Source organism: Nitrospira moscoviensis (assembly GCF_001273775.1).
Lineage (GTDB): Bacteria > Nitrospirota > Nitrospiria > Nitrospirales > Nitrospiraceae > Nitrospira_D > Nitrospira_D moscoviensis.
This window is the reverse complement of the sequence record NZ_CP011801.1, coordinates 477,759-499,376: the sequence shown is the minus strand read 5'-3', so window position 1 is coordinate 499,376 and position 21,618 is coordinate 477,759. Positions and strand designations below refer to the sequence as shown.

General features: G+C 60.1%; 16 protein-coding genes. 14 read left to right on the top strand and 2 right to left on the bottom strand.

Annotation, left to right across the window (positions count from 1 at the left end):
• Positions 1–11: 11 nt before the first annotated feature.
• The 6 genes from NITMOv2_RS02410 to NITMOv2_RS02385 all read left to right on the top strand — a co-directional run bounded on the left by NITMOv2_RS02410 (position 12) and on the right by NITMOv2_RS02385 (position 5,806).
• Positions 12–707 (top strand): polysaccharide deacetylase family protein, encoded by a 696-nt coding sequence (locus NITMOv2_RS02410; protein WP_053378374.1) that lies wholly within the window; start codon positions 12–14, stop codon positions 705–707.
• Positions 704–1,183: a GNAT family N-acetyltransferase gene (locus NITMOv2_RS02405; protein ID WP_083447692.1), complete on the top strand. Its 480-nt coding sequence runs from the start codon at positions 704–706 to the stop codon at positions 1,181–1,183. Before NITMOv2_RS02410 ends, NITMOv2_RS02405 begins: the two co-directional genes overlap by 4 nt.
• A 44-nt stretch (positions 1,184–1,227) precedes the next feature.
• Entirely contained in the window at positions 1,228–1,656 is a 429-nt protein-coding gene (locus NITMOv2_RS02400; protein WP_238590439.1) for a VOC family protein, read from the top strand.
• Positions 1,657–1,829: 173 nt separating this feature from the next.
• Complete coding sequence (gene dapF, locus NITMOv2_RS02395) at positions 1,830–2,699, top strand: diaminopimelate epimerase (RefSeq protein WP_053378371.1); 870 nt, start codon at positions 1,830–1,832, stop codon at positions 2,697–2,699.
• Positions 2,700–2,855: 156 nt separating this feature from the next.
• Positions 2,856–4,679 carry an excinuclease ABC subunit UvrC gene (uvrC, locus tag NITMOv2_RS02390; RefSeq protein ID WP_053378370.1) on the top strand — a complete coding sequence of 608 codons (1,824 nt, stop codon included), beginning with the start codon at positions 2,856–2,858 and terminating at the stop codon, positions 4,677–4,679.
• A 386-nt stretch (positions 4,680–5,065) separates the two neighbouring features.
• The gene (locus tag NITMOv2_RS02385; RefSeq protein ID WP_145976141.1) at positions 5,066–5,806 is read left to right on the top strand and encodes a LuxR C-terminal-related transcriptional regulator; all 741 of its coding nucleotides are present in this window, start codon (positions 5,066–5,068) and stop codon (positions 5,804–5,806) included.
• 40 nt (positions 5,807–5,846) lie between these two features.
• Here NITMOv2_RS02385 and NITMOv2_RS02380 read toward each other — a convergent pair whose 3' ends face one another.
• Positions 5,847–7,394: a cytochrome P450 gene (locus NITMOv2_RS02380; protein ID WP_053378368.1), complete on the bottom strand. Its 1,548-nt coding sequence runs from the start codon at positions 7,392–7,394 to the stop codon at positions 5,847–5,849.
• Between the two features lie 214 nt (positions 7,395–7,608).
• On the opposite strand from NITMOv2_RS02380, the gene NITMOv2_RS02375 reads away from it, so the two are divergent.
• Genes NITMOv2_RS02375 through NITMOv2_RS02365 form a run of 3 tightly spaced genes read left to right on the top strand, consistent with a single transcriptional unit; the run spans position 7,609 to position 11,373 of the window.
• Complete coding sequence (locus tag NITMOv2_RS02375) at positions 7,609–8,925, top strand: hypothetical protein (protein ID WP_053378367.1); 1,317 nt, start codon at positions 7,609–7,611, stop codon at positions 8,923–8,925.
• 14 nt (positions 8,926–8,939) lie between these two features.
• Positions 8,940–10,412 carry a beta-ketoacyl-[acyl-carrier-protein] synthase family protein gene (locus tag NITMOv2_RS02370; RefSeq protein WP_187299345.1) on the top strand — a complete coding sequence of 491 codons (1,473 nt, stop codon included), beginning with the start codon at positions 8,940–8,942 and terminating at the stop codon, positions 10,410–10,412.
• Entirely contained in the window at positions 10,399–11,373 is a 975-nt protein-coding gene (locus NITMOv2_RS02365; RefSeq protein ID WP_187299344.1) for a helix-turn-helix transcriptional regulator, read from the top strand. Before NITMOv2_RS02370 ends, NITMOv2_RS02365 begins: the two co-directional genes overlap by 14 nt.
• 19 nt (positions 11,374–11,392) lie before the next feature.
• On the opposite strand, the gene NITMOv2_RS02360 is transcribed toward NITMOv2_RS02365, so the two are convergent.
• Positions 11,393–12,154 carry an acyl-homoserine-lactone synthase gene (locus tag NITMOv2_RS02360; RefSeq protein WP_053378364.1) on the bottom strand — a complete coding sequence of 254 codons (762 nt, stop codon included), beginning with the start codon at positions 12,152–12,154 and terminating at the stop codon, positions 11,393–11,395.
• Positions 12,155–12,483: 329 nt separating this feature from the next.
• Here NITMOv2_RS02360 and NITMOv2_RS02355 point away from each other — a divergent pair, with 329 nt between their 5' ends.
• The 5 genes from NITMOv2_RS02355 (at position 12,484) to NITMOv2_RS02335 (ending at position 21,613) form a co-directional block, all read left to right on the top strand.
• On the top strand, positions 12,484–13,122 hold the full coding sequence (locus NITMOv2_RS02355) for a sensor histidine kinase (RefSeq protein ID WP_053378363.1): 639 nt from the start codon (positions 12,484–12,486) through the stop codon (positions 13,120–13,122).
• Positions 13,119–13,793, top strand: coding sequence for a response regulator (locus tag NITMOv2_RS02350; RefSeq protein WP_053378362.1), 675 nt, complete (start codon positions 13,119–13,121; stop codon positions 13,791–13,793). Before NITMOv2_RS02355 ends, NITMOv2_RS02350 begins: the two co-directional genes overlap by 4 nt.
• A gap of 178 nt (positions 13,794–13,971) precedes the next feature.
• Positions 13,972–16,641 carry a sensor histidine kinase gene (locus NITMOv2_RS02345; RefSeq protein WP_053378361.1) on the top strand — a complete coding sequence of 890 codons (2,670 nt, stop codon included), beginning with the start codon at positions 13,972–13,974 and terminating at the stop codon, positions 16,639–16,641.
• Positions 16,638–17,321, top strand: coding sequence for a response regulator (locus NITMOv2_RS02340; RefSeq protein WP_053378360.1), 684 nt, complete (start codon positions 16,638–16,640; stop codon positions 17,319–17,321). The genes NITMOv2_RS02345 and NITMOv2_RS02340 overlap by 4 nt, the downstream gene beginning before the upstream one ends.
• 194 nt (positions 17,322–17,515) lie before the next feature.
• Positions 17,516–21,613 (top strand): PAS domain-containing hybrid sensor histidine kinase/response regulator, encoded by a 4,098-nt coding sequence (locus tag NITMOv2_RS02335; protein WP_053378359.1) that lies wholly within the window; start codon positions 17,516–17,518, stop codon positions 21,611–21,613.
• The last annotated feature ends 5 nt before the right edge of the window (positions 21,614–21,618 follow it).

Below are 21,618 nucleotides of genomic sequence, written 5' to 3'. Positions count from 1 at the left end.
TACTAGTCGTCATGCGGCGCCCCATTGCCTTCCTCCTGTGGCTCCTGCCGTGGCTCCTCGGCCCGGCGATCGCCTCCGCCCAGGTCATCAAGTCCGGCCCGCCGGCCTGCCCGGCGGTCGCGCTCACCTTCGATCTGTGTCCCGTCCGGAAAGGGCCCGGCTACGACCAGGCGCTCGTCGAGTATTTGATCGAACATCGGATCCCCGCGACGTTTTTCATGTCCGGCAAATGGATGGCCAGGCATGATGAACAGGTCGAGCACCTGCTCGGCATCGGCTTTTTCGACGTCGGCACGCACGGAGAGGCGCATGCCCATCTCCCCCTGCACAGCGCCGACGAGCAGCGGGAGGAAATCAGCCGCCCGGTGACGCTGCTTCAGGAGCACTACGCCCATGAGTCGACGCTCTTCCGCCCGCCCTACGGGGAATACAATGACGTGACGGTCGGGGTGGTGAAGGCGCTCGGCCTGCGCTTCATCCAATGGAGCATTGAGTCCGGCGACCCCGATCCGAGTCTCTCGACAGAGCAGATCCTCGCCCGCGTGACGAAGCGGGTGAAGCCGGGCAGCATCGTCGTCTTCCATGCCAACGGCAAGGGCAAGCAGACGCGCGACGTGATCGAGCGCCTCACGACCGATGTGCTTCCGCAGAAGAATTTGAAACCGGTGACGGTCAGCGAACTCCTCAACTGCAAGCCGGCTCCATGAGCAAGCCGACGATCAGGCCCATGCACTCCGACGATCGCGAGGCGGTCGTGCACCTGCTCGGCGAGTCCGATCCCTGGACGACACTGGGCTACACCAAGGAAGATTGGCATCGGATTTTTTGCCCGATCCCTCAAGGCCGGGACAGCTATGTGATCGAATTCGACGGCCGCGTGGCGGGCATTGCCATCGTCAGAGAGAAATTTCTGCTCGGCGACTACCTGGAGCTCCTGGGCATCGCGGGTTGGGCGAGGGGGAAGGGGTTCGGGGCGCGATTGCTCGGCCACATTGAATCGATCGTCTTCGGAAGAACCAACAATCTCTTCGCCTGCGTGTCGGATTTCAACGCGGCTGCGCGCGCCTTCTATAAGAAACAGGGCTATCAAGAGATCGGCCCCATGCCGAACTTCTTGATCCCCGGCAGCGCGGAGGTGCTGCTACGAAAAACGGCCGGGCCGGCCAGGGGGAAGGGTCAGTAGTCATCGGTCATCCGTCAATGGTAAGGTCGGCATCTGGATTTCCCATGACGAACGACCCTCGACCGATGACGGGTTTCAAAGTCACCAAGCTTCTCCACACCCGCATGCGGGTCAGCGACCTGGATGAAACGATCCGGTTCTACACGAATGTCCTCGGCCTGGACGTCATCGAGCGCAAGACTTCGCCGCGCGGATCACAGCTCGCCTTTTTGAAAGCGCCCAACAGTGATGAGCTGATCGAGCTGACCAGCTTTCCTCCCAGCGGGCCCGTCAAGGTCCAGGAAGACCTCGTCCATCTGGCATTTCAGGTGGAGAGCCTCGACCAGACCATCGCCGCCCTCAATGCGAAAGGCGTCCCCATTACCGACGGCCCGACCAAGACGTCCTCCGGAAGCCGCTTTATCTTCATCGATGCCCCGGACGGGTACGAGATCGAGCTGATCGAACGCCCGGCGGGCGTGAAGATCGTCTAGCACTCAAGTCACTGGCCATCAGTCATCGGTCATTGCTCATCAGTCATTGATCACAAACAGGAGACGAGTTCTCCGCTTTACCCACAATGACTATTGACCAGTGACCGATGACCTCAGTATCGTTCTCGCGCCTCACGCCTCAATGAATGAGTGATAAGAAAGGGAGCGACAGGATGAAGAACGGGTTTTTCCGCGGGCACGGGCTCGGCAACGACTATATCGTGATGGATCCCACGGAGCTGAGCTTTCAGCTCACGCCTTCCAACATCAAAGCGATCTGCGATCGGAACTGGGGACTGGGCAGCGACGGCATCCTCGCGCTCGTGCCCTCGAAGAAGGCCGACTTCGGCCTGCGTATTTTCAACCCGGACGGCAGCGAGGCGGAAAAGAGCGGGAACGGGCTCCGGATTTTCGCCCGCTATCTCCACGCCACCGGCAAGACGAAGAAGAAGCACTTTACGGTTGATACCAAAGGGGGGCTGGTGACGATCGACTTGCATGTCGATCGCCACGGCGATGCGAGCGCCGTGACGGTCGAGATGGGGCGGGCCACGTTCAAGCCGGAAGCCCTTCCCTGCACGTTGAGCGCCGGCGAGCTCATTCAACAGCCCATCGAAGCAGCGGACCGTAAATTGAGCTTCACCGGCGTGAGCGTCGGCAATCCTCATTGTGTGGTGTTCAAGCCGGCCGGCGAGCCCTGGTCCCGCGAAGACCTGCTCACGCTCGGGCCGGCATTGGAACATCACACCCTGTTTCCCAGACGAACCAACGTACAGCTCGCCGTCCCGACCGGACCCAAGGAAATCTCCATCCTCATCTGGGAGCGCGGGGCCGGCGAAACCCAGGCCTCCGGGTCGTCCTCTTGTGCCGCAGCCAGTGCCGCCGTCCGTCTGGGCCTCGTCAAGAGCCCGGTGACGGTCAAGATGCCGGGCGGGACACTGAACATCGAGGTCGCTCCCGACTTCAGCCTGACGATGAAGGGTCCGGTTGCGGAAGTGGCGCGGGGAGCGCTGAGCCCGTCATTCGTGCGGGGATTGCGCTAAAGAAGTCATTGGTCATCAGTCATTGGTCATTGAGAAGATAGATGGGTGTCGCCAAGTCGTTTCAGGACGCGGAAGAGCCCCCTTCTTCCATCGGACGGTACAGCGGTACAATATCGTTGCCTTTTTCCCCTACCGATGACCGATGACTAGTGACCAATGACCACCACTCTCCAATCCAAGCTCGACCACCTCCCGGACAATCCCGGCGTGTATCTGTTCAAGGACGCGCAGGGGGAGATTCTCTACGTCGGCAAAGCGGCGGTCTTGGCCGATCGCGTGCGGTCCTATTTCCAAAAGGGCGTCGATCATAACCCCAAGACCAGCCTGCTCGTGAACCAGATCGCCGACCTTGAGACCATGGTCACCCGTTCCGAGCTGGAAGCGCTGATCCTCGAAAGCAATCTCGTCAAACGCCACCGCCCCCGCTTCAACATCGTGCTTCGCGACGATAAGCAGTATCCCTATGTGCGGCTGCCGATCAAAGAGGATTTTCCGCGGCTGTCGATCGTGCGGCGGGTGCAGAAGGACGGGGCGCTCTATTACGGTCCCTACACGCCGGCCAATGCATTGCGCGAAACGCTGAAGATCATCAAGCATGTGTTCCCACTGGCCACCTGCAGCATCGACATCGACGGGACGGCGGACCGGGCCTGCATCGAATTCGAAATCAAGCGGTGCATGGCGCCCTGCACGGGCAATCAGACCAAGGAGGAGTACCACCAGATCGTCAAACAGGTCCGCCAGTTTTTGGAGGGCCGGGACCACGAGCTGCTCGACGACCTGCGCGCCCGCATGGAGACGGCGGCCGAGCGCGAAGAGTTCGAAGAAGCGGCGCGCCTGCGGGACCGGTTGTTCAAGGTCGAACGCATGCTCGAAAAGCAGCGCATCACCCAGACCTCCGCCACCGATCAGGACGTCATCGGTCTCGCGCGGCAAGGGGCGGCGGTGGACCTGCAAATCCTGTTCGTCCGTGGGGGGCTGCTGATCGGTCGGAAGGATTTCTTCTGGCCGCAATCGGCGGAGACGCCCGATGAAGAGCTGGTTCGGTCCGCCATCGAGCAGTTTTATAACAAAGACGGTCAGCCGCCGAAGGAACTCTTGATCCCGATTCAGTTGGAGGACGCGGCCCTCATCGAACAGTGGCTGACGGACAAGCGCGGCAGCGCCGTCCGCGTCGTGGCCCCCGAGCGCGGCGGCAAGCATCAGCTGGTGCGGCTGGCGGAAGAAAACGCGGCGGCGGCCGCGGCGGAGCATCTGCGCGACGTCGAGATCGAACGGCAGGCGGGCGAGGAGCTCAAGCGACTGCTCCATCTGGACCGCGCGCCCCGCCGCATCGAAGGCTTCGACATCTCGAATACGATGGGCAATCAGTCGGTCGCCTCCATGGTCGTGTGGGACGACGGCCAGATGAAGAAGGCGGACTACCGCCGCTTCAAAATCAGAACCGTCGCCGGGGCGAACGATTTTGCCAGCATGCAGGAAGTGGTGACCCGGCGCTACGGCACGAACACCCTGGACGGCAGCGAGACCACGGAGCACCTGGCCCGGCCGGATCTCATTCTGATCGACGGGGGTTTGGGCCAACTCGCGGCGGCGATCGAAGGGCTTCGAGCCGTCGGGCAAGACCGCATTCCCCTCGTGGGGCTGGCGAAAGCCCGCGGCGAAAAAGATGAGCGGGTCTTCCTCGCCGGGAGAAAAAATCCCATCATTTTAAAAGCTCATTCTCCCGCCACCCACCTCCTCCAACGCATCCGCGACGAAGCTCATCGCTTCGCCATTACCTATCATCGCAAGCTCCGCGGCAAAGCGCTCGTCGCGTCCAAACTCGATCAGGTCATCGGGATTGGGGAGATCAGACGAGCCTCCTTATTGAAGACGTTCGGGACTCCGGCTCGAGTCGCCGAAGCCACGGATGACGAGCTGCGGGCTGCCGGACTGGATACCGCCACCATCGCCCAACTACGGGCCTCGCTTTCGTAAGCTGTTGAAACTTTAGGAATCCGCTCTTGGCCGTCGTTTCCTTTTGTCAGCTCGGGGGGACAGAAGCCGGACGGTCCTATGGATTTTCCTGGTAATTCTGTGCTTACATGTTGCCGCGGATCAGGGGGCAGGATCCCATTTAATGCTCGGTAGTGGTAGATATCGGCCTGGGGGGCCCGATATGACTGTCACTTACTAGGGACTCGGATCATGAACCTCCCTCGGACAATCCATTCCGCGTCGCCCTTCCCTACCGACGCACCGTGGCCTTCCGCGGTGAGCGGCCGTTCTGCACCAGGACAGACAGAGGTGGTCCCGTGATCTTCCGCGGCCCCGAAAGTCTTCAGTACCCCTCCAAGAAAGAATTTCAGCACCTAGGCGAGATCATGCATCAGGTGCGCAGCGTGCAGCACCGTGATGAACTTCCTCGGCTTGCGTCATTGATCAACGCATTCATACCGCATCAATTTTCCGCCAGCGGCACCTTTGATCTTTCCCGAACCGACTTGCGTATTGGGCACTCGAGTTATGGAGATGAACATACTCATCTATACGAGACGCAGGGATATGCTTATGACCCCGCGATCCAACTGCTCCAGAAAACTACCATAACAACGGTATCCAGTGCGGATCTGCTTGACCAGGAGATTCCCAAAGAAGTGATCAACCTAAAGCTTGATGCCGGCATCAAGGAATGCTTGACCGTTGGAGTACGTGGAGTGCTCGGAACTTGCACTTACTTTGCGTTCAGCAATTTTGATCGCCGACTAACGGACAAGTTACGGACTGTGATGCAGATCCTTGGTCCTCACCTACACCTGGCTTATATGCGCGCCACATCGTGGGCTGATCACGCACAGCCCATCTCAAAGCTTTTGACACTGACTGATCGCGAAGCGGAGATTATGCGCTGGGTCGCGGAAGGAAAGACGAATTGGGAAATTTCTGTGATACTTCACGTCAGCCTCAATACCATCAAGTTTCATCTCAAAAACGTCTACCAAAAACTGGGCGGCGTTGAAAACCGATGGGCAGCAGTGGCGCAATGGCAGAACGCCGCTCATATCCACCGTTCTGCATCAAACGGTTACCATCCTTCAGTCACAGTCAAAAGGCGTTCCTCGTAAGACACCACCCCTTCCGCACACTCCCTCTTTACAAAGGCTCTCAAGGCGCACTTACAGCAACCGGGCATGCCGAGAGAGGCTCTGACTGCGTTCCGATCGCCGATACGGCTCGCGGAGCGAATACCACTGAAAGGTGCTTGGGGGCCATCAAAAATCCAAAGTGCTCTTCCACTGGCTTGGCGTCCGGCGACTTCGTCACAGAGAAGTTGCGGCAGAGCATCGCAATGGCGGACTTCATCTCTAGAAGAGCCAAGTTTCGTCCTGGACAGAACCGGGGTCCTGCCCCGAAAGGCACGAAGGCTCTCGGATTGTGTCCGCTCACCGGACATCCGCCACCAGCTAACCACCGCTCCGGTCGGAAGTGATCTGCAGACGCAAATTCACTTTCCTGCATCCCGCATTTTCGAGTGAGTAGGAAGATAGCAGTCCCTTCAGGAATGTGAACTCCTCCCAGTTCCACGTCTTTATTCGTGCCCAGAAACAAAATTGGAAACACGGATTTTAGCCGCATGGTTTCGAAGGACACTGCTTCAAGATAAGTCAGTCGTTCCGCGTCACGAATGTCTTGCAACATTCGGCCTTCTCCTAACGTTTCGTCGACCTCATGTTGGATTCGTTCCTGAACCTCCGGATATTCAGTGAGAAAGTGAAGCATCCAAGACATAGTGGCGGCCGTCGAATCCTCTCCTCCAATTAGCATAGTCAGCACATTTCCAAAAATCTCCTCGTCGGTGACATCAGCCTCCCCGCTTACACGCGCCGCCAGCATTGCTTCCAAAAAATTGGTGGGATGGGTGGCAAGCTCGGGATAAGCAGCTAATCTCGCTTGGCTGTGGGCAATGAACTCTGCCAATGCTTTCCTGATAGCAAGCAGCGCTTCATCCAGCGCTCGATCTTCTGGAAACTTGATGAAATGCCAATAGGGGAAAGGAGCGTTGATGCGCTTGTTGATCATGGGGAAAACTTTTTCAAGATGGCGCTGAATGTCGTCTCCCTTGTCTTCTAAGGTGTTCACGTCATAACCAAACGCAAGATTACTCGTCACATCGATGGTGTATCGCATGAGATCATCTTGGGCATTGATCTGTTCTCCTCGGCGCGTCGCATGCTCCCACCGGTGCTTCAGCCGCTCCGTGACTTTGACTAGAGTTGGAAAGAAAGTGCGAAGGTGCGCCGTATTGAGTGCTTGCATAGCGGTCCGCCGCTGACGAATCCATTGCTCTCCCTCCGCCGAGAACACTCCGTTGATACCCATCTCTTTCAACACAGGCTCAATGGAAGCCAATCGACGGTAGGCGGCGGGCCGTTTCTTCAAAACCTCGTTGATCAAATCCGTGTCTGAAACAGCTATCACCGGTTTATGGGCAATCTGGAACTTATACAGCGATCCATATGTCTCAGCCCATCGTTCCAGCACCAGTTGGAGATGTTTCAGATCCAACTGCAACATGTTGCCTAATAGTGGCAGCCCGTCTGGTCCGGGAAGGTCTTTGAGCGTCCGGGGGACACGTGCTGGAAATGGCTGGCGTTTCTCATCGCTCGTTTCCACCGAATGATAGGGGCAAGTGGCAGGCGCAGTCGTCTTCATCTTACCTTCTCCTTTTCGCTTCCTCCGTGGAGGAAGATTGAGTGAAGGGGCGGCAGAATGGGTCATGTGCAATTGAATGCATGAAGTACCCTAAAGCAGTGGGTGAAAGGATGGACCTACCCGGTCGGGTAGGTCCATCCTTTCACTTCTCTTGGTATGGTTTTACGCCAATGAGGTAACGGGTTTTTAGGTGAGCGTGACAAAGGAGAATGACATGACCGGACCGACATCCTCTGCGTTGGACACGAGTACTTTACATTCAGTCCTGCAAGTGTTCCGGCACCGTAAAACCCGCCGATTCGGATGCGGCATGGAGATTCCGGGTGGGCCTTTGCGCTATCGCAGCGAACTCCCGCCTATCCCGCTGTCGAAGGAAGAGATTCACTACCTGTTATTCGCCGGCATCGGTCAGACCGGCATGCATTTGGGTGATATGCAGTATGCTCCACGACCCAACGGGGAAGATGGTCAAGGGATGGCCATCATGAGCTTTCAAGGTAGAACCGTTCCAAGCCCGTGCGCCGCACAAGCTACGCGCCTATTCATGACCGACGATACCGGCCTTTACTTCGTCGCTCGCGTGCCTGATCCCGAAAGCGGGGAACAGCCGGTGCTGATCAAGATGCGGGATGGCCGGCTGGTGATTCCACGTGAGATGCCCTACATGCTGTCGTTCAACCAGTGGTACGCGAACCAGCCCGGCTCCTTGTATCTGATCCCAGTCACCGACGTCGCCAGCGTCTATCTCAATCTGTTGCTCGTCCTGTTCAGTGAAGAATGCGGGTATTTCGTTGTCGATACAGATCGTGGCAGCGCGCCATGCGGGTTGGACACATTTCGCCGAAGCCGCGGCGGTCATCTCCACGATGATCCAGGCAGACGTCGAACTATGACCTTACGTGATTTGGACGGAGCCATTAGTGATACCGCTCTCCAAGAGCAGGCAGTCGCATGCCAAAACATGTTCCTCATGGAGCAAGCCATCGGACTCGGTGGTGGTATCCATAGCGTCGGGAGCGGACGACACTTATTGGGATGGGAACCACAGATCTTTGAGGGTCTCGGATTCCATTTTGAGCCATCATCCATCGCTGGAGTGCGCTCCAATCCGGTGGGAGTCGCCAGAGTATGGGAAGGTCCCTGTCCTCCGTTCACGCTGTCGGTCGAGGACGCCGTCCGTTCATTAATGACATCGAAGTTTGACGAAGGAGGTCCTTATTCGTCGTCCGGCGCGAGGCCCTGGATCGACGCAGTGAACCGAGAACCGATCCGCCGGCATAGTGAACAGGCGGTGGAAGCGACCATCGCGTTCTGCAACTACATCATGAAGGAGTACGGCCGTTTCCCGGCGCATGCGGACGCCTTCAAGACTGTGATTGCATTCCAAGCGCATCACATTGATCCAGCCTTCTACGATCGTTTTTATCCCCAGCCAAGCCTCCCTCTTATTCATCGTGTGCACATGGACCACTGGCACATGCATGAGTCGGCTGCAGACCGAGGGGAAGACAGCGAAAGGAGCGGGCGATGAGGCAACACAGACGCGTGGTCATCACGGGAATGGGGATTGTTTCACCTTTAGGACTCGATCTGCGCACCTTCTGGTACTTGCTCAGCAAAGGATGTAGCGGCATCAAGCCCATTACCTCCTTCGATACTTCCCCGTTCAGCGCTTCGCTGGCAGGTGAGATCACCGATTTCGACCCGACCGATTTCATCCAACCTAAGAAGGCTCGCCGCATGGGTCGGGTGTCTCAATTCGCCGTGGCGTCGGCGTTGATGGCGAGTCGCGACGCCGCGCTCAATCTAGATCAGGAAGATCGGCACCGTGTTGGCGTGTGCTTCGGGACTTCGGTCGGAGGATTGAAAGAGGCGTTCGAAGCCCACGATTCCATGCTGGCGAAACAGTACAAGCACACGAATCCCTTCACGATGACGACCACGTTTCCCAACGCCGTTTCGGCCGAGGTATCGATCGCCTTGGGAACACATGGTGAATGTGAAACGTACTCCATCGGCTGCTCGTCCACGGCGAACGCCATCGGCCGAGCCTATGACCTTATTCGTTCGCATGATGTGGATATCGTTATCGCGGGCGGAGCCGAAGCGCCACTGCATCCCACAATCTTTTCGGCCATGGATGCAGGCCGGACGCTGGCCCCGGACCAGGGAGGCACCATCCGCAACCTGCCTCGCCCGTTCGATCAAGCCCGGTGCGGCATCGTGTTGGGAGAAGGAGCCGGCTGCTTGATCCTCGAAGAACAGCAGCACGCCGAGCGGCGCGGGGCGCCGATCTACGCCGAGTTGGAAGGGTGGGCCTTCACCACCGATGCCTACTCGATGGCGCGCCCGGATGAAACCGGCAAGGAGCACCGCCGTGCGATCGAATGCGCGCTCTCGTCGGCCCACTGGTTCCCGGAAGAAGTGGATTACATCAATGCCTGCGGCCTCGGCACTGTGGAGTTGGATCTCATCGAAACCATGGCCATCAAGCAGGCCATGGGTGCCGCTGCTTATCGAGTGCCGGTCAGTTCATTCAAAGCAGCGCTCGGCCATGCCTTTGCCGCCAGCGGGGCGTTTCAGCTTATCGGCACCGTGCTGGCCTTGCAACATCAGTTCATTCCGCCGACGTTGCATCTGACTCAACCCGATCCGCAATGCGATCTGGACTATGTGGCCCGCATCGGACGTGCACGTGCCATGCAGCGCGCGATGATCAATAGTTTTGGATTCGGGGGGAAAAACATCGTCATCGCCGTCTCACGCGTCGACGTGCCGGTGTCCCAACAGGAGCTGGTGCACGAAAGCCTGGGGACGTACCACGAACCGCTGGCTGCGGCCGCCTTGGCAAAGTCAGGTCATTATGACTTACGGCCTCCAGCAACTCTTATTGAAACTGCACATGAGCTAAGAGCGCTGAATGCATATAGATCTAGCGACGCCAATGATCGGTCTGGAGTCTGCGCAGGAGTTTCTGAGAACACCGCTGATAGGAGGGAAGTCTATGGCACAAGCTAAACGAGTCGAGTATCGCCGGACCATTCCAGACGGACTTCCTGTAGCGTGCGGCGTTTCGGAGGGGCTCCTGCACAGAAAATTTCCGTTCATTCAGTCGGGCAGCAAGCTGGCCCATGCTTCGCACAGACGAGAGCGTGTTGAACGCAGACCCTCTGATTTCTCGGGATTGCACGGCACCCACGAACCGCCTCCCCCTTTTCCATCGAAGATGCTTTCGGACCTGACGAAAGCCGAGCTGGTACAGGTCCTCGAGATTCTCCATTACACAATGGAGGCCAAGACAGGGGAAGACGTGCATCGTATCCTGCAACTTCTCCAAGAGGCCGTGCCTTGCACCAGGGTGATTGGCGGCATAGCGGAATACACTCCGACCGGCGACTTTAAGGAGTTTAGCCGGGTACTGAATGTCAGCTATTCCAACGACTGGCTGTATGCCTATTGCAAAAATGAGTATGCGGCGGTGGACCCGGTCTTACTGCATCTGCCCACCAGCTTGCCGACACTGATATGGAAGCAAACCTTTGCGGCCGCCACTTCTCCGAGGCAACTGGAGTTCATTGAAGAAGCCTGTGCCTTTGGCCTGACCAACGGCATTACCACGGGGAAGCTCGATCGTAAACGAGGAGTGGCAACGTTCTTTTCCTTTGCCGGGGGCGACGCCAATGGCACAGTCCGTTACAAGGATCTCATAGAATATCTTGTCCCCCATTTCCACCGGGTCTTAACGGCAAACACGCACACACCATTGTCAGAGGGCACCAAAGGTTTGTCTCCGAGAGAAATAACGGTGTTGCTCTGGATGAAGGAAGGCAAAACCAACTGGGAGATCGCACATATTGTCGGAGTGAGCGAACGGACCGTTCGTTTTCACGTGGAAAGTATCTTCGTCAAGCTCAATGCCAGCTCACGCGCGCAGGCCGTGGCAGTGGCCTTAGAGCATGGACTGCTTCCGACGGACTAAACAGTTTGGCAGTGCGCGGCTATGCGACCGCAAGCGTCTTTTCCGCTGTGCTTGACGATTGGCGGTGCCGTACTGAAGCATCAAACCGCTCTCTAGGATCTCTTTCGAAGAACCGGCTTTTCTCGAAGGAAACGGAACCGTCCACTGTATTCATCCACTTGGCAAACAAGGGCTGCTTGAGTGGCGCTGTATCGTGAAACTTCTGCCAGTCCAGTATGGCTGCAATCGACAGCGCTCCGGCAGGTGGGAGAGATACGGCAGGGCTGATGGCTTCACAGCAGAGACCTATGCCCCGAAGGACTCGGAGAAAACGACGTTCGACGACCATGTACATATAGCGGACATCGTTCTGCCGAGCCCACTGATACACGCCCTTGATAAGAACGAGCATGAGCCGACTGGAAAGCCCTTTGTCGCTCAACGTGGGGTCCAACGCCAGCCTTGTGATCTCAGCTGTATCGTCTGCCTTTCGGATTTCGCACCCTTCCAGTAGACATGGGCGAAACTCTTTTTCCAGCATGAAGGGGTAAGGGGATGCCACCATCCGAAAGACACCTCGCAGAGCCCGCTCTTGGTCGAATAGTCCTACCGATGTTGCAAAGGTATCGTATTCGTCCACATCCATCCCATCAGCCCGTTTGGCAACCCATTGAAGGCGATGTGCGAAGACTTGGTGGCGAAGCATGTACGACGATTGTAACTCTTGCTCGCGATACAATGTTCTCACAACCAACTCCTCTTCCTGAAACTCGATCGGCCGACTCTCATTTACTGTCAACATGTGCTTCCCTCCCTGTTTGGAATGACCGGGAATCGATGCGGAGGAGATGCACTGATTGAGGGCAGAGGGTCACCTGGCTGATCCGCCAGGTGACGTCCGGCTTCTTCCCCTCTATGATCCGACCCCACGCTGACTAGTCGATGGCATTTCATCTCTTGGGGGACTTCATGCGGCGAGATCATCGGCGATTGCGTCTGATTGGAAGGACGGACCGAGCCACGACGGACAAACCGGGGCCACTCTCGACCAGCCCACGCCCTACCGGGCCGCCTTCGTCCTCCGACATACCCGAAGACCTCGCCCAGGCCTTGCGCGCGTCGGAGCAACGCTTGAGCGCGCTGCTGGAAGATCGGGGGCGCATCGGCCGCGATCTGCACGACTGCGTGTTGCAATCGCTGTACGCCATCGGGCTGAGCCTCGAGCAATCCCGCCGGACCCATCCTTCCGGCGATGCGCGCGCCGCCCGCCCCGCCGGAGCCGAGGTGGTCGACCAGCTGAACACCCTGATTCACGATATCCGGCGGATGATCACCGGTCTTGAGCGGGGGACCGTCGAAGCGTTCGACCTGGGCGCGGAACTGAGCAGTCTGGTCGCCACCTACACACAGATCGGTCACATGCAGATCGCGCTGGACCTTCAGCCGGCGGCGATCGACATTTTGACCGGCGAAGAGGAACGCGAGATCCTGAACATCGTAAGAGAGGCCCTCAGCAACTGCGCCCGCCATGCCCGCGCCACCCAGGCGAGCGTCGTCCTGCAACACCGGGGGCCCCGGGTGCGGTTGACCATCGAGGACAACGGCGCCGGCTTCGAACCCGAGAAGAGGCCCGTCGCGGGTTACGGCCTCACCAATATGGCGGCGCGCGCCAAGCGGCTGGGCGGTCAGCTCACGGTCCGTTCGTGCCTGGGCCGCGGCACGAAGATCATCGCCGAATTTGTGTTGGAACCGGTGTTGACCCCCGTATGAACCCCCAGCCGATCCGCCTCCTCATCGTCGACGATCATGAACTGGTCCGGAAAGGGCTGCGGTCGTTTCTGGACTTGGAAGCCGATCTCCGCGTGGTGGGGGAGGCGGAAACCGCCGCGCAGGCCGTCGAGCTGGTCGAACGCTTGCACCCCCGTTTGGTCTTGCTCGATGTCCGGCTGCCGGACGCCTCCGGCATCGACACCTGCCGCCGCCTCCTCGCCGTCTCGCCGGAGGTCCGCATTCTGGTGTTGACCAGCTACGCCGAGGACAACACTGTGGTAGCCGCTGTGCAAAACGGCGCGCATGGGTACGCGCTGAAGGATGTCAAAAGCGACGACCTGATCCGCGCCATCCATATCGTCGCGGAGGGCCGCGGCTATCTTGATCCAAGAATCGCGCAGCAGGCGCTGCAGTGGATCAGGACCCGGCCGCCTTCGACGCCCGCGCCGAGAGGGCTCGCCCAGTTGTCTCCGCAGGAACGGTTGATCATGCCCCTGCTCGCGGACGGAAAAACCAACAAGGAAATCGCACTGCAGCTGCGTCTGAGCGACAAGACCGTCAAGAACTACCTCGCCAATATTTTCGACAAGCTCCAAGTCAAGCGGCGCACCGAGGCCGTGGCCTGGTTTCTGCGGGAGACGCAGTCGTTCTCTCCCAGCCGGCATCCGTAGCAGTACAGGAGACATCGCGGGTAATGGGATAAGGGGGTAGAGGGGTAAGCGTTACCCCGGTTACCCCCATACCCCTCATTACCCCGTTCTCTCGCCTGCGCCCCCGCCGGATGCATCTAGTATTTCTTCACGCCCGGCTCTATGCTATCGCCTGCGCCAGTTCCGGGGGTCATAGACAGTGAGCCTGCACGAGAACGGCACCATCGACGAGTCGACCGAGCTGAAGACCTTGCGCCGCCAACTGGCCGACCTGCAGCAGGCGCTGGATGAGGCGATTCACACGAAAGACGATGCTCGCGCGCGGCGGGCCCTCCGCGCCGCCCAAGTCGGGACCTGGGAATGGGAGACCGACACCGGGCGCGTCGTCTGGTCGCCCGAGGTCGAACAGATCTACGGACTGGGGCCCGGGACATTCGGCGGCACGTACGAGGCGTTTCTCGAACGCGTCTATCCTCCGGATCGCGATCAGGTCGAACGGGCGGTGGCGGCGGCGTTGGCGACCGGTCAGCCCTACTACATCGAGCATCGCGTCACGTGGCCCGATGGATCCATCCGGTGGCTCGCCGCCCGGGGACGGGCCATTCTCGCCGCCGGCGAAGTGACCGGCATGGCCGGCACCGTCGAAGACATCACCGACCTCAAGCTGACCACGAGCAAGCTGGATCAGCGCCTCAGCCTTCTCCAGGAACAAATGCAGGAGCGCGCCGCCAAGTTGCAGGACGCGATGGAGGCGTTCGAACGCGAGCTGCACCAGCGGCAGCGCGTCGAGTCGGCCTTTCGGGAGACGGAACGGCGGTATCAATGGCTGTACGACAATAATCCATCGATGTACTTCACGTTGTCGCCGGAGGGCATCGTGGAGTCGGTCAACGACTTCGGCGCCTCGCAGCTCGGCTACCGGCCGGAGGAGTTGGTCGGCCGGTCGGTGCTGGCGGTGTTCGAGGCGTCCAACCACGACGCCGTTCTCCATCAGCTGGCTCACTGTGTCAATCATCTCTCCATCACCCATGAATGGGAGCTGCAGAAAGTCCGCAAGGACGGCTCCCGGCTGTGGGTGCACGAACGGGCGCGCGCCGTGAAGGATCCGGACGGGCGATTGATGATCCTCGTCGTGTGCGAGGACGTTACGGAGCACCGCCAGGCGACGCACCTCCTGTCCACCCTGGTTCGCGAATGCGCGCTGCCGATCGTCAGCCTGGACGCCGAGGCGCGTGTGACCAGTTGGAATCAGGCGGCCACGCGGCTCTTCGGCTGGTCTGAAGAGGAAGTGCTCGGGAAAGAGCTGCCGTACGTCCCACCCGGAGAAGAAGCGAATGCCGACGCCTTGTGGCAACAGGGCCGGGAGGGCCTCATTTCCGGCCCGATCGAGCTGCGCCGTTGCCGGAAGGACGGGACGCTCCTCGACCTCCTATTGTGGCCGGTCCTCGCACACGACGACGAAGGACGGACGGTGACGGCGGTGGGGCTGTTCGTCGATCAATCGGAGCTGAAGCGCGCGGAAGCCAAATTGCGCTTCATGCAGACGGTCGTGGATCGGGCCGCCGACATGGCCTTGTGGGTTGCCCCCGATGCACGGCTCTTGTACGCCAATGACGCCGCGTGCCGGCGGTTGGGGTATTCGCGGGGGCAGCTCCTCACCATGCGCGTGAGCGACATCGACCCGGATTACCAACCTGCAAGCTGGCCGTCTCACTGGGAAGAGCTGCGGCAGGCCGGCCAACTGCGGTTCGAGACGCGGCATCGCGCCAGCTCGGGCGAAATCTATCCGGTCGAGATCGTCGCGAACCACATCGTCTTCGACGGCCAGGAATACGCCTTCTCGTTCACGCGGGACATCTCGGATCGAAAGCAGGCGGAGGCGGCGTTGCGGGCCAGCGAGCTCACGCTGCAGCGATTCGTGGAGGAAGCTCCGATCGGCCTCGTCATATTGGACAACCAGCGGCGGCTGCTGTCGGCGAACAAAGCCTTCTGCGAGTTGACGGGATACGATGAACAGGATCTGATCGGCCGGACCTACGAGCTCTATACGCACCCGGACGACTTGCCCCGCAATCGCATGCTGACGGACGACTTCTATCGCGGCGTGCGCGCCGAATATACCATTGAAAAGCGATACGTGCGCAAGTCCGGCGACATCATTTGGGTGTCCGTGAAGGCCACCGGCATCGAGCTGCCCTCCCATCCCGGGCCGCTGCTTCTCGCCGCCGTGCAGGATATCACCGAACGGCGGCGGGTCGCCGAAGAGCGCGAGCGCTTCAGCCAGGACCTGCACGATAACATTCTGCAATCCCTCTACGCCGTCGGCATGCAGCTCGAGGCCAGCAAGTTGTCCTTCGGTCGAGCGCCCCGGAAGTCCAAGGCCTACACCGTGCTCGCCATCGAGCATCTCAACCGCCTGGTCGTCGAAGTCCGGCAGTTCATCGCGCTCTTGCGGCAGGAAACGGTCCCCACCCTGGACTTCGGACAAGCCTTGCGGCAACTGGCCGCGTCGTTTTCTCCGGGCGGCGAGACGGAGACGGAGCTCGACATCAAGGATGCCGTCATCGCGATGATCACCGCAGAGCAGGGTGAGCAGTTGCTCAATATCGCGCGCGAGGCGCTCAGCAACAGCATGCGCCATGCCCGGGCGGAGCACCGGTGGGTCCGCCTGACCCGGGTCGGCGCCGCGATCCGGATGCAAATTTGCGACGACGGCATCGGCTTCGACCCGAAGCGCAAACGGAAGCCGGGCCACGGGCTTGCGAACATGGCCGCGCGCGCCAAGCGGATCCACGCCCGGTTTTCGCTGAAGACCCGGCCGGGACAGGGCGTCAGCATCACGGTCGATCTTCCCATGGAGGGCTTATGAGCACGGCGAAATCGAAGGGGCTTCGGCTCCTGATCGTGGACGACCATGAAGTGGTGCGGATCGGGCTGAGCGCCGTGCTCGATCTGACGCCGGGCATGAAAGTCGTGGGCCAAGCGTCGGGGAAGGCGGAGGCGACCAAGCTGGCGCTGCGCTTGAAGCCTGATGTCGTGTTACTCGACATTCGCCTGCCGGACGGCAGCGGAGTGGACGCGGCGCGCGATATTCTCGCGGCGGTCCCGCAGACGAAAGTCCTGTTCCTGACGAGTTTCGCCGACGACCACACGGTGCTGGAGGCCATTCTGTCCGGCGCGCAGGGTTATGTTTTGAAGGACATCGCCTCCGACGCGCTGGTGCGCGCCATCAAATCCGTGGCCGCGGGACATCCCCTCATCGATCCTCGGCTGACGCACCACACGCTGCACTGGTTGAAGCACATCTACGCCACCCCGGGGCAATCGAAGCGGCCGCTGCTGTCTCCGCAGGAACAGCGCCTCCTGCCTCTGGTCGCCCAGGGCCTGACCAACAAGGAAATCGCCGAGCAGCTGCGGCTGAGCGAAAAAACAGTCAAGAACTATCTCGCGAACATTTATTCCAAGCTCCAGATCGGACGTCGATCGCAGGTCGCCGCCTTCTACGCCGAGAGCTTCAAAGCCTCGGGGGCCGCCATGCCCCCCCATTGACGATTCCTTCAATAATTTCTTCCGTCGGCGGGCCCTTCAACTTCGCCCAGGACAGGCTCCTTCGACTTGGCTCAGGACAGGCCACCCGGCCGTATCAAGTCTCAGCCGCCGCGATCCGATACCAAGACAGCGTGCGCTCGACCCGCCATCGCGGGAGCGGCGGTCTCCGCGCGCGGCGCCCCGGCATTGAGCCCATGTTCGACCTGACCAACTTTCGCCTGCAAGACATGGCCGCGTGCAGTTCGGCCTTGCGGCACCTGGGTGACGGCGCCTCGTCCTTGGAAGACGCGGCCGACCGCGTCGTCCGATATCTCTGCGCCAATCTGACCACGCAGCCGGACGGCGAGCCGGCCTGCGTGCTCGTCCGCCTCTTTAAGACCCATCCTTACGGCCGCCTCGAGCCGGAGCTGCAACGACTCGCGGATCGGCGACTGGGGGAGAGCCCGCCCTCCCCGGAGATGAAATGCCTCACCTTGCTCGGCAGCCAGGGAGTCGTAGCGGGCTGGAACGATCCCGCACGGTCGAGCCGGTTCCGGGTGATTCCGCTCGCCGGCCCTGAAGCGCTGTCGGCGCTCCCGATGTTCGCGCAGCTGTTCGCGCAGTTCCAGATCGATTTGCCGTTCCTCGCGTCCGCCAAGTCCTCGCTGCTGCTCGCCCGGCACGCCACGACGTTCAACGCGTTCTATGTGGCCCAGGCCCGCGAGAGTCCGTACGTTCCGGCCCAACAGGAATTCGTGGTCCCGTTCGGCGTCCAGTCCGTCCTCGGCTACGGCGGCGTGCTCCCGACCGGCGACCTCTTTGCGGTCATCCTGTTTACCCGCATCGCCGTCCCCCGTGCCACCGCCGAGCTGTTTCAGGCCTCGGCGCTTTCGACCACACTGGCGCTGGCGCCCTTCGACCGGCCGGACTTGGTCTTGCCCAGCCGTCCAACCGGAGCGTCGACGCAGACCCAGCCCTCTCAAAGCGATCTGCACCAGCGAATCGCCACGCTCGAAGCCCTCCTCGCCGTGCAGGAACAGGCCGTGGAGGCGCAATCGAGCCGTCTCACCGTCACACTCTCCGATCTCCGCCGGCACAGCGAGGAATTACAGGTCCAAGTGCGCCGGTTCGAAACCCTATCGGATACGTCGCCGGTCGGGATTTTTCAGACCGATCACGAGGGCCGCTGCCTCTACACCAATTCGACGTGGCAACGCATCACCGGGTTGTCGCTGGAGGAGAGCGTCGGCGAAGGCTGGGCACGCTGTCTGGCGGAAACGGATCGCGCGCAGGTCTTCGATGAATGGACCCGCACGGCCCGCATCGGCTCGGATTTCGACATGGAGTTTCGTGTGCGACGGCCCGACGGCGACGTCCGCTGGGTACACAGCCGCGCCCGGCCGCTCCGGCAGGATCCCGGTCATCTGATCGGCTATGTCGGCACGATGGAAGACATCACCGAACGGAAGCTGGTGGACGCAGCGGTACTGAAAAACCAGGCCAATCTTGCCGAGGCACAGCGTCTGGCCGGTTTAGGAAGCTGGGAGCTGAACCTTACGACGAACGTGTTGACCTGGTCGGACGAGATCTATCGCATCTTTGAAATGGAGCCTTCCCGCTTCGGCGCAACCTATGAAGCCTTTCTGGACACGGTCCATCCGGACGACCGCGCCTCTGTGGACAAGGCCTATACGGATTCGCTCAAGAACAAGACTGCGTACGAAATCGAGCATCGTCTTCTGATGAAAGATGGGCGAATCAAATACGTTCAGGAGCGCTGCAGAACCCACTATGACGCCGACGGCAAACCCCTTCGGTCTCTTGGGACTGTCCAAGACATCACGGAACGACGCCGGCTTGAACAGACGCGCTTCAAACTCCAGCAGGCGATCAACCATGGGTTGGACGGCATGGGGATTCTAGACGCCGACGGTTGTTACACCTACATCAATCCCTCTCACGCATCCATGTACGGATACGCTGCCGATGAACTCCTGGGGAAGAGTTGGAAAGAGCTGTACCATCCCGAATGGGCCGCCATGATCGAACACCTTTTCTTCCCGCTCTTGGAGCGCAGCGGACAGTGGCAAGGAGAAGTGGTCGGCAAGAAGAAGACCGGCGAGGCGTTTCATGTCGAACTGTCCCTTGCCCTCCTGGAAGAGGGCGACCCGTCCCGCCGCTCTCTGGTCTGCACCTGCCGGGACATCACCGGGAGAAAGGAGGTCGAACGAGCCCTGCGGGACAGCGAGGCGCGATTTCGCCTCACGCTCGAGACCACGAACGACGGCCTCTGGGACTGGCATATCCCGACGATGCGCGCGAGCTACAGTCCCAGCTGGATACGCATGGTCGGACTCGAACATCACGAGATTCCTTTAAACAACCTGAGCGACTGGAAAGGGCGCATCCATGAGGACGATCGCCCAGCCATCGAGCAAGCGCTCGAGAACCATCTCGCCGGCCACACCACGCATTTTGTGGTCGAGCACCGGCTCCGGCATCGCCTAGGCCATTGGCTGTGGGTCTTGGTGCGAGGGAAGGCCGTCGAGCATGACGGGCAAGGCCGGCCGGTGCGCATGATGGGCACCATGATCGATATCACCGAACGCAAACAGCTGGAACAGGACCTCGTCGCGGCGAAGGATGCGGCCGAAGCCGGCGCACGGGCCAAAGCGGAATTCCTGGCCACAATGAGCCACGAGATCCGCACGCCGATGAACGGAGTCATCGGAATGACCGGCTTGCTGCTCGACACGGCGCTGACGCCGGAGCAGCAGGAGTATGTGGAGACCTTGCGGAGGTCCGGTGAGTCGCTCCTGGCGATTATCAACGACATTCTCGACTTCTCCAAGATTGAAGCGGGCAAGCTGTCGATGGAACACATTGCCTTTGATCTCCGAGTGACGATTGAGGACACCCTCGAACTGCTGGCCGTCACCGCCCAGGAGAAGCATTTGGAAGTGGTCGGCATGGTCGATGCCGCCGTTCCCACGGCGATGGTGGGCGACCCCGGCCGTCTGCGACAGATCCTCACCAATCTCGTCGGCAACGCGATTAAGTTTACCGAGCAGGGCGAGGTGCTCGTGCAAGTCGCGGTGATCGATGAGGACGACACGTCGGCGCTGCTCCGATTTGAAGTCACCGATACCGGCATCGGCCTCACCGAAGACGCGAAATCCAGATTGTTTCAAGCCTTCACGCAAGCCGATGGATCGACGTCCAGAAAGTACGGGGGGACCGGCTTAGGACTGGCGATTTGCAAGCGCCTGACTGAAATGATGAAGGGTGAAATCGGGCTCAACTCTCTTTCGGGAACGGGAACGCGAGTATGGTTTACGATCCGCCTCGACAAACAAAAGGTTCAGCCTAACGCTTCTCTCCCGACGGCGGAGAGCTTGTGCGGTTTGCGCGTATGTCTGGTGGATGACAATGCAACCAATCGGATGTTGTTGCAATACCACGCCTTCGCCTGGGGTATGTCTTATGACACGGCGCAGGATGGCCCGTCGGCTTTGGCGGTCATGCGGAAGGCGGCGGTCCAAGGGGCTCCTTTTGACCTGGCCATTGTCGACATGCACATGGCGGACATGGACGGCATCCAGTTGGGGCGAGCGATCAAGGCTGACCCGGCGCTGGCCTCCACGCGGCTTGTCCTGCTGACGTCGCTTGGCCGACGCGGGGATGCGCACGTCGCGCGATCTGCCGGTTTCTCCGCCTACTTAAGCAAACCCGTACGCAAATCCCAACTGCATGATTGCCTTCGTCTGGTCATGGGGCAATCGGCAGCCATAGCGAGCGCGGCAGGTATGGCTCAGACCTCTCCTCCGCTTATCACACGGCACCACGTGGCGGAGATTCACGCACACATCCGACTGCTGGTGGTGGATGATAATCCGGTGAATCAGAAGGTAGCCGTCCGGATGTTGGAAAAGTTGGGCTATCGCGTGGATACGGCCGGTACCGGCAAGGAAGCCTTGGCGGTATTGGCACGTCGGTCCTATTCCCTCGTCTTCATGGACTGCCAGATGCCCGAGATGGACGGCTTCGAAGCCACGCGATTGATCCGTGAAGGTGAAGCGTCGCACGTGAAGCGTGAAGCGCCCGCGCCCTCCGAACGACATACGCTTCACCCTTCACGCTTCACGCATCGGATACCGATCATCGCCATGACGGCGAACGCCTTGGAAAGCGACCGGCGGCGGTGTTTGGAGGCGGGCATGGATGATTTCATCAGCAAGCCGGTCGCGAACCGCGAGCTCCAGGATGTGCTGGCCCGGTGGCTCAGTATAGCGGCCCAAGACCAAGCCGCGTGACTGCC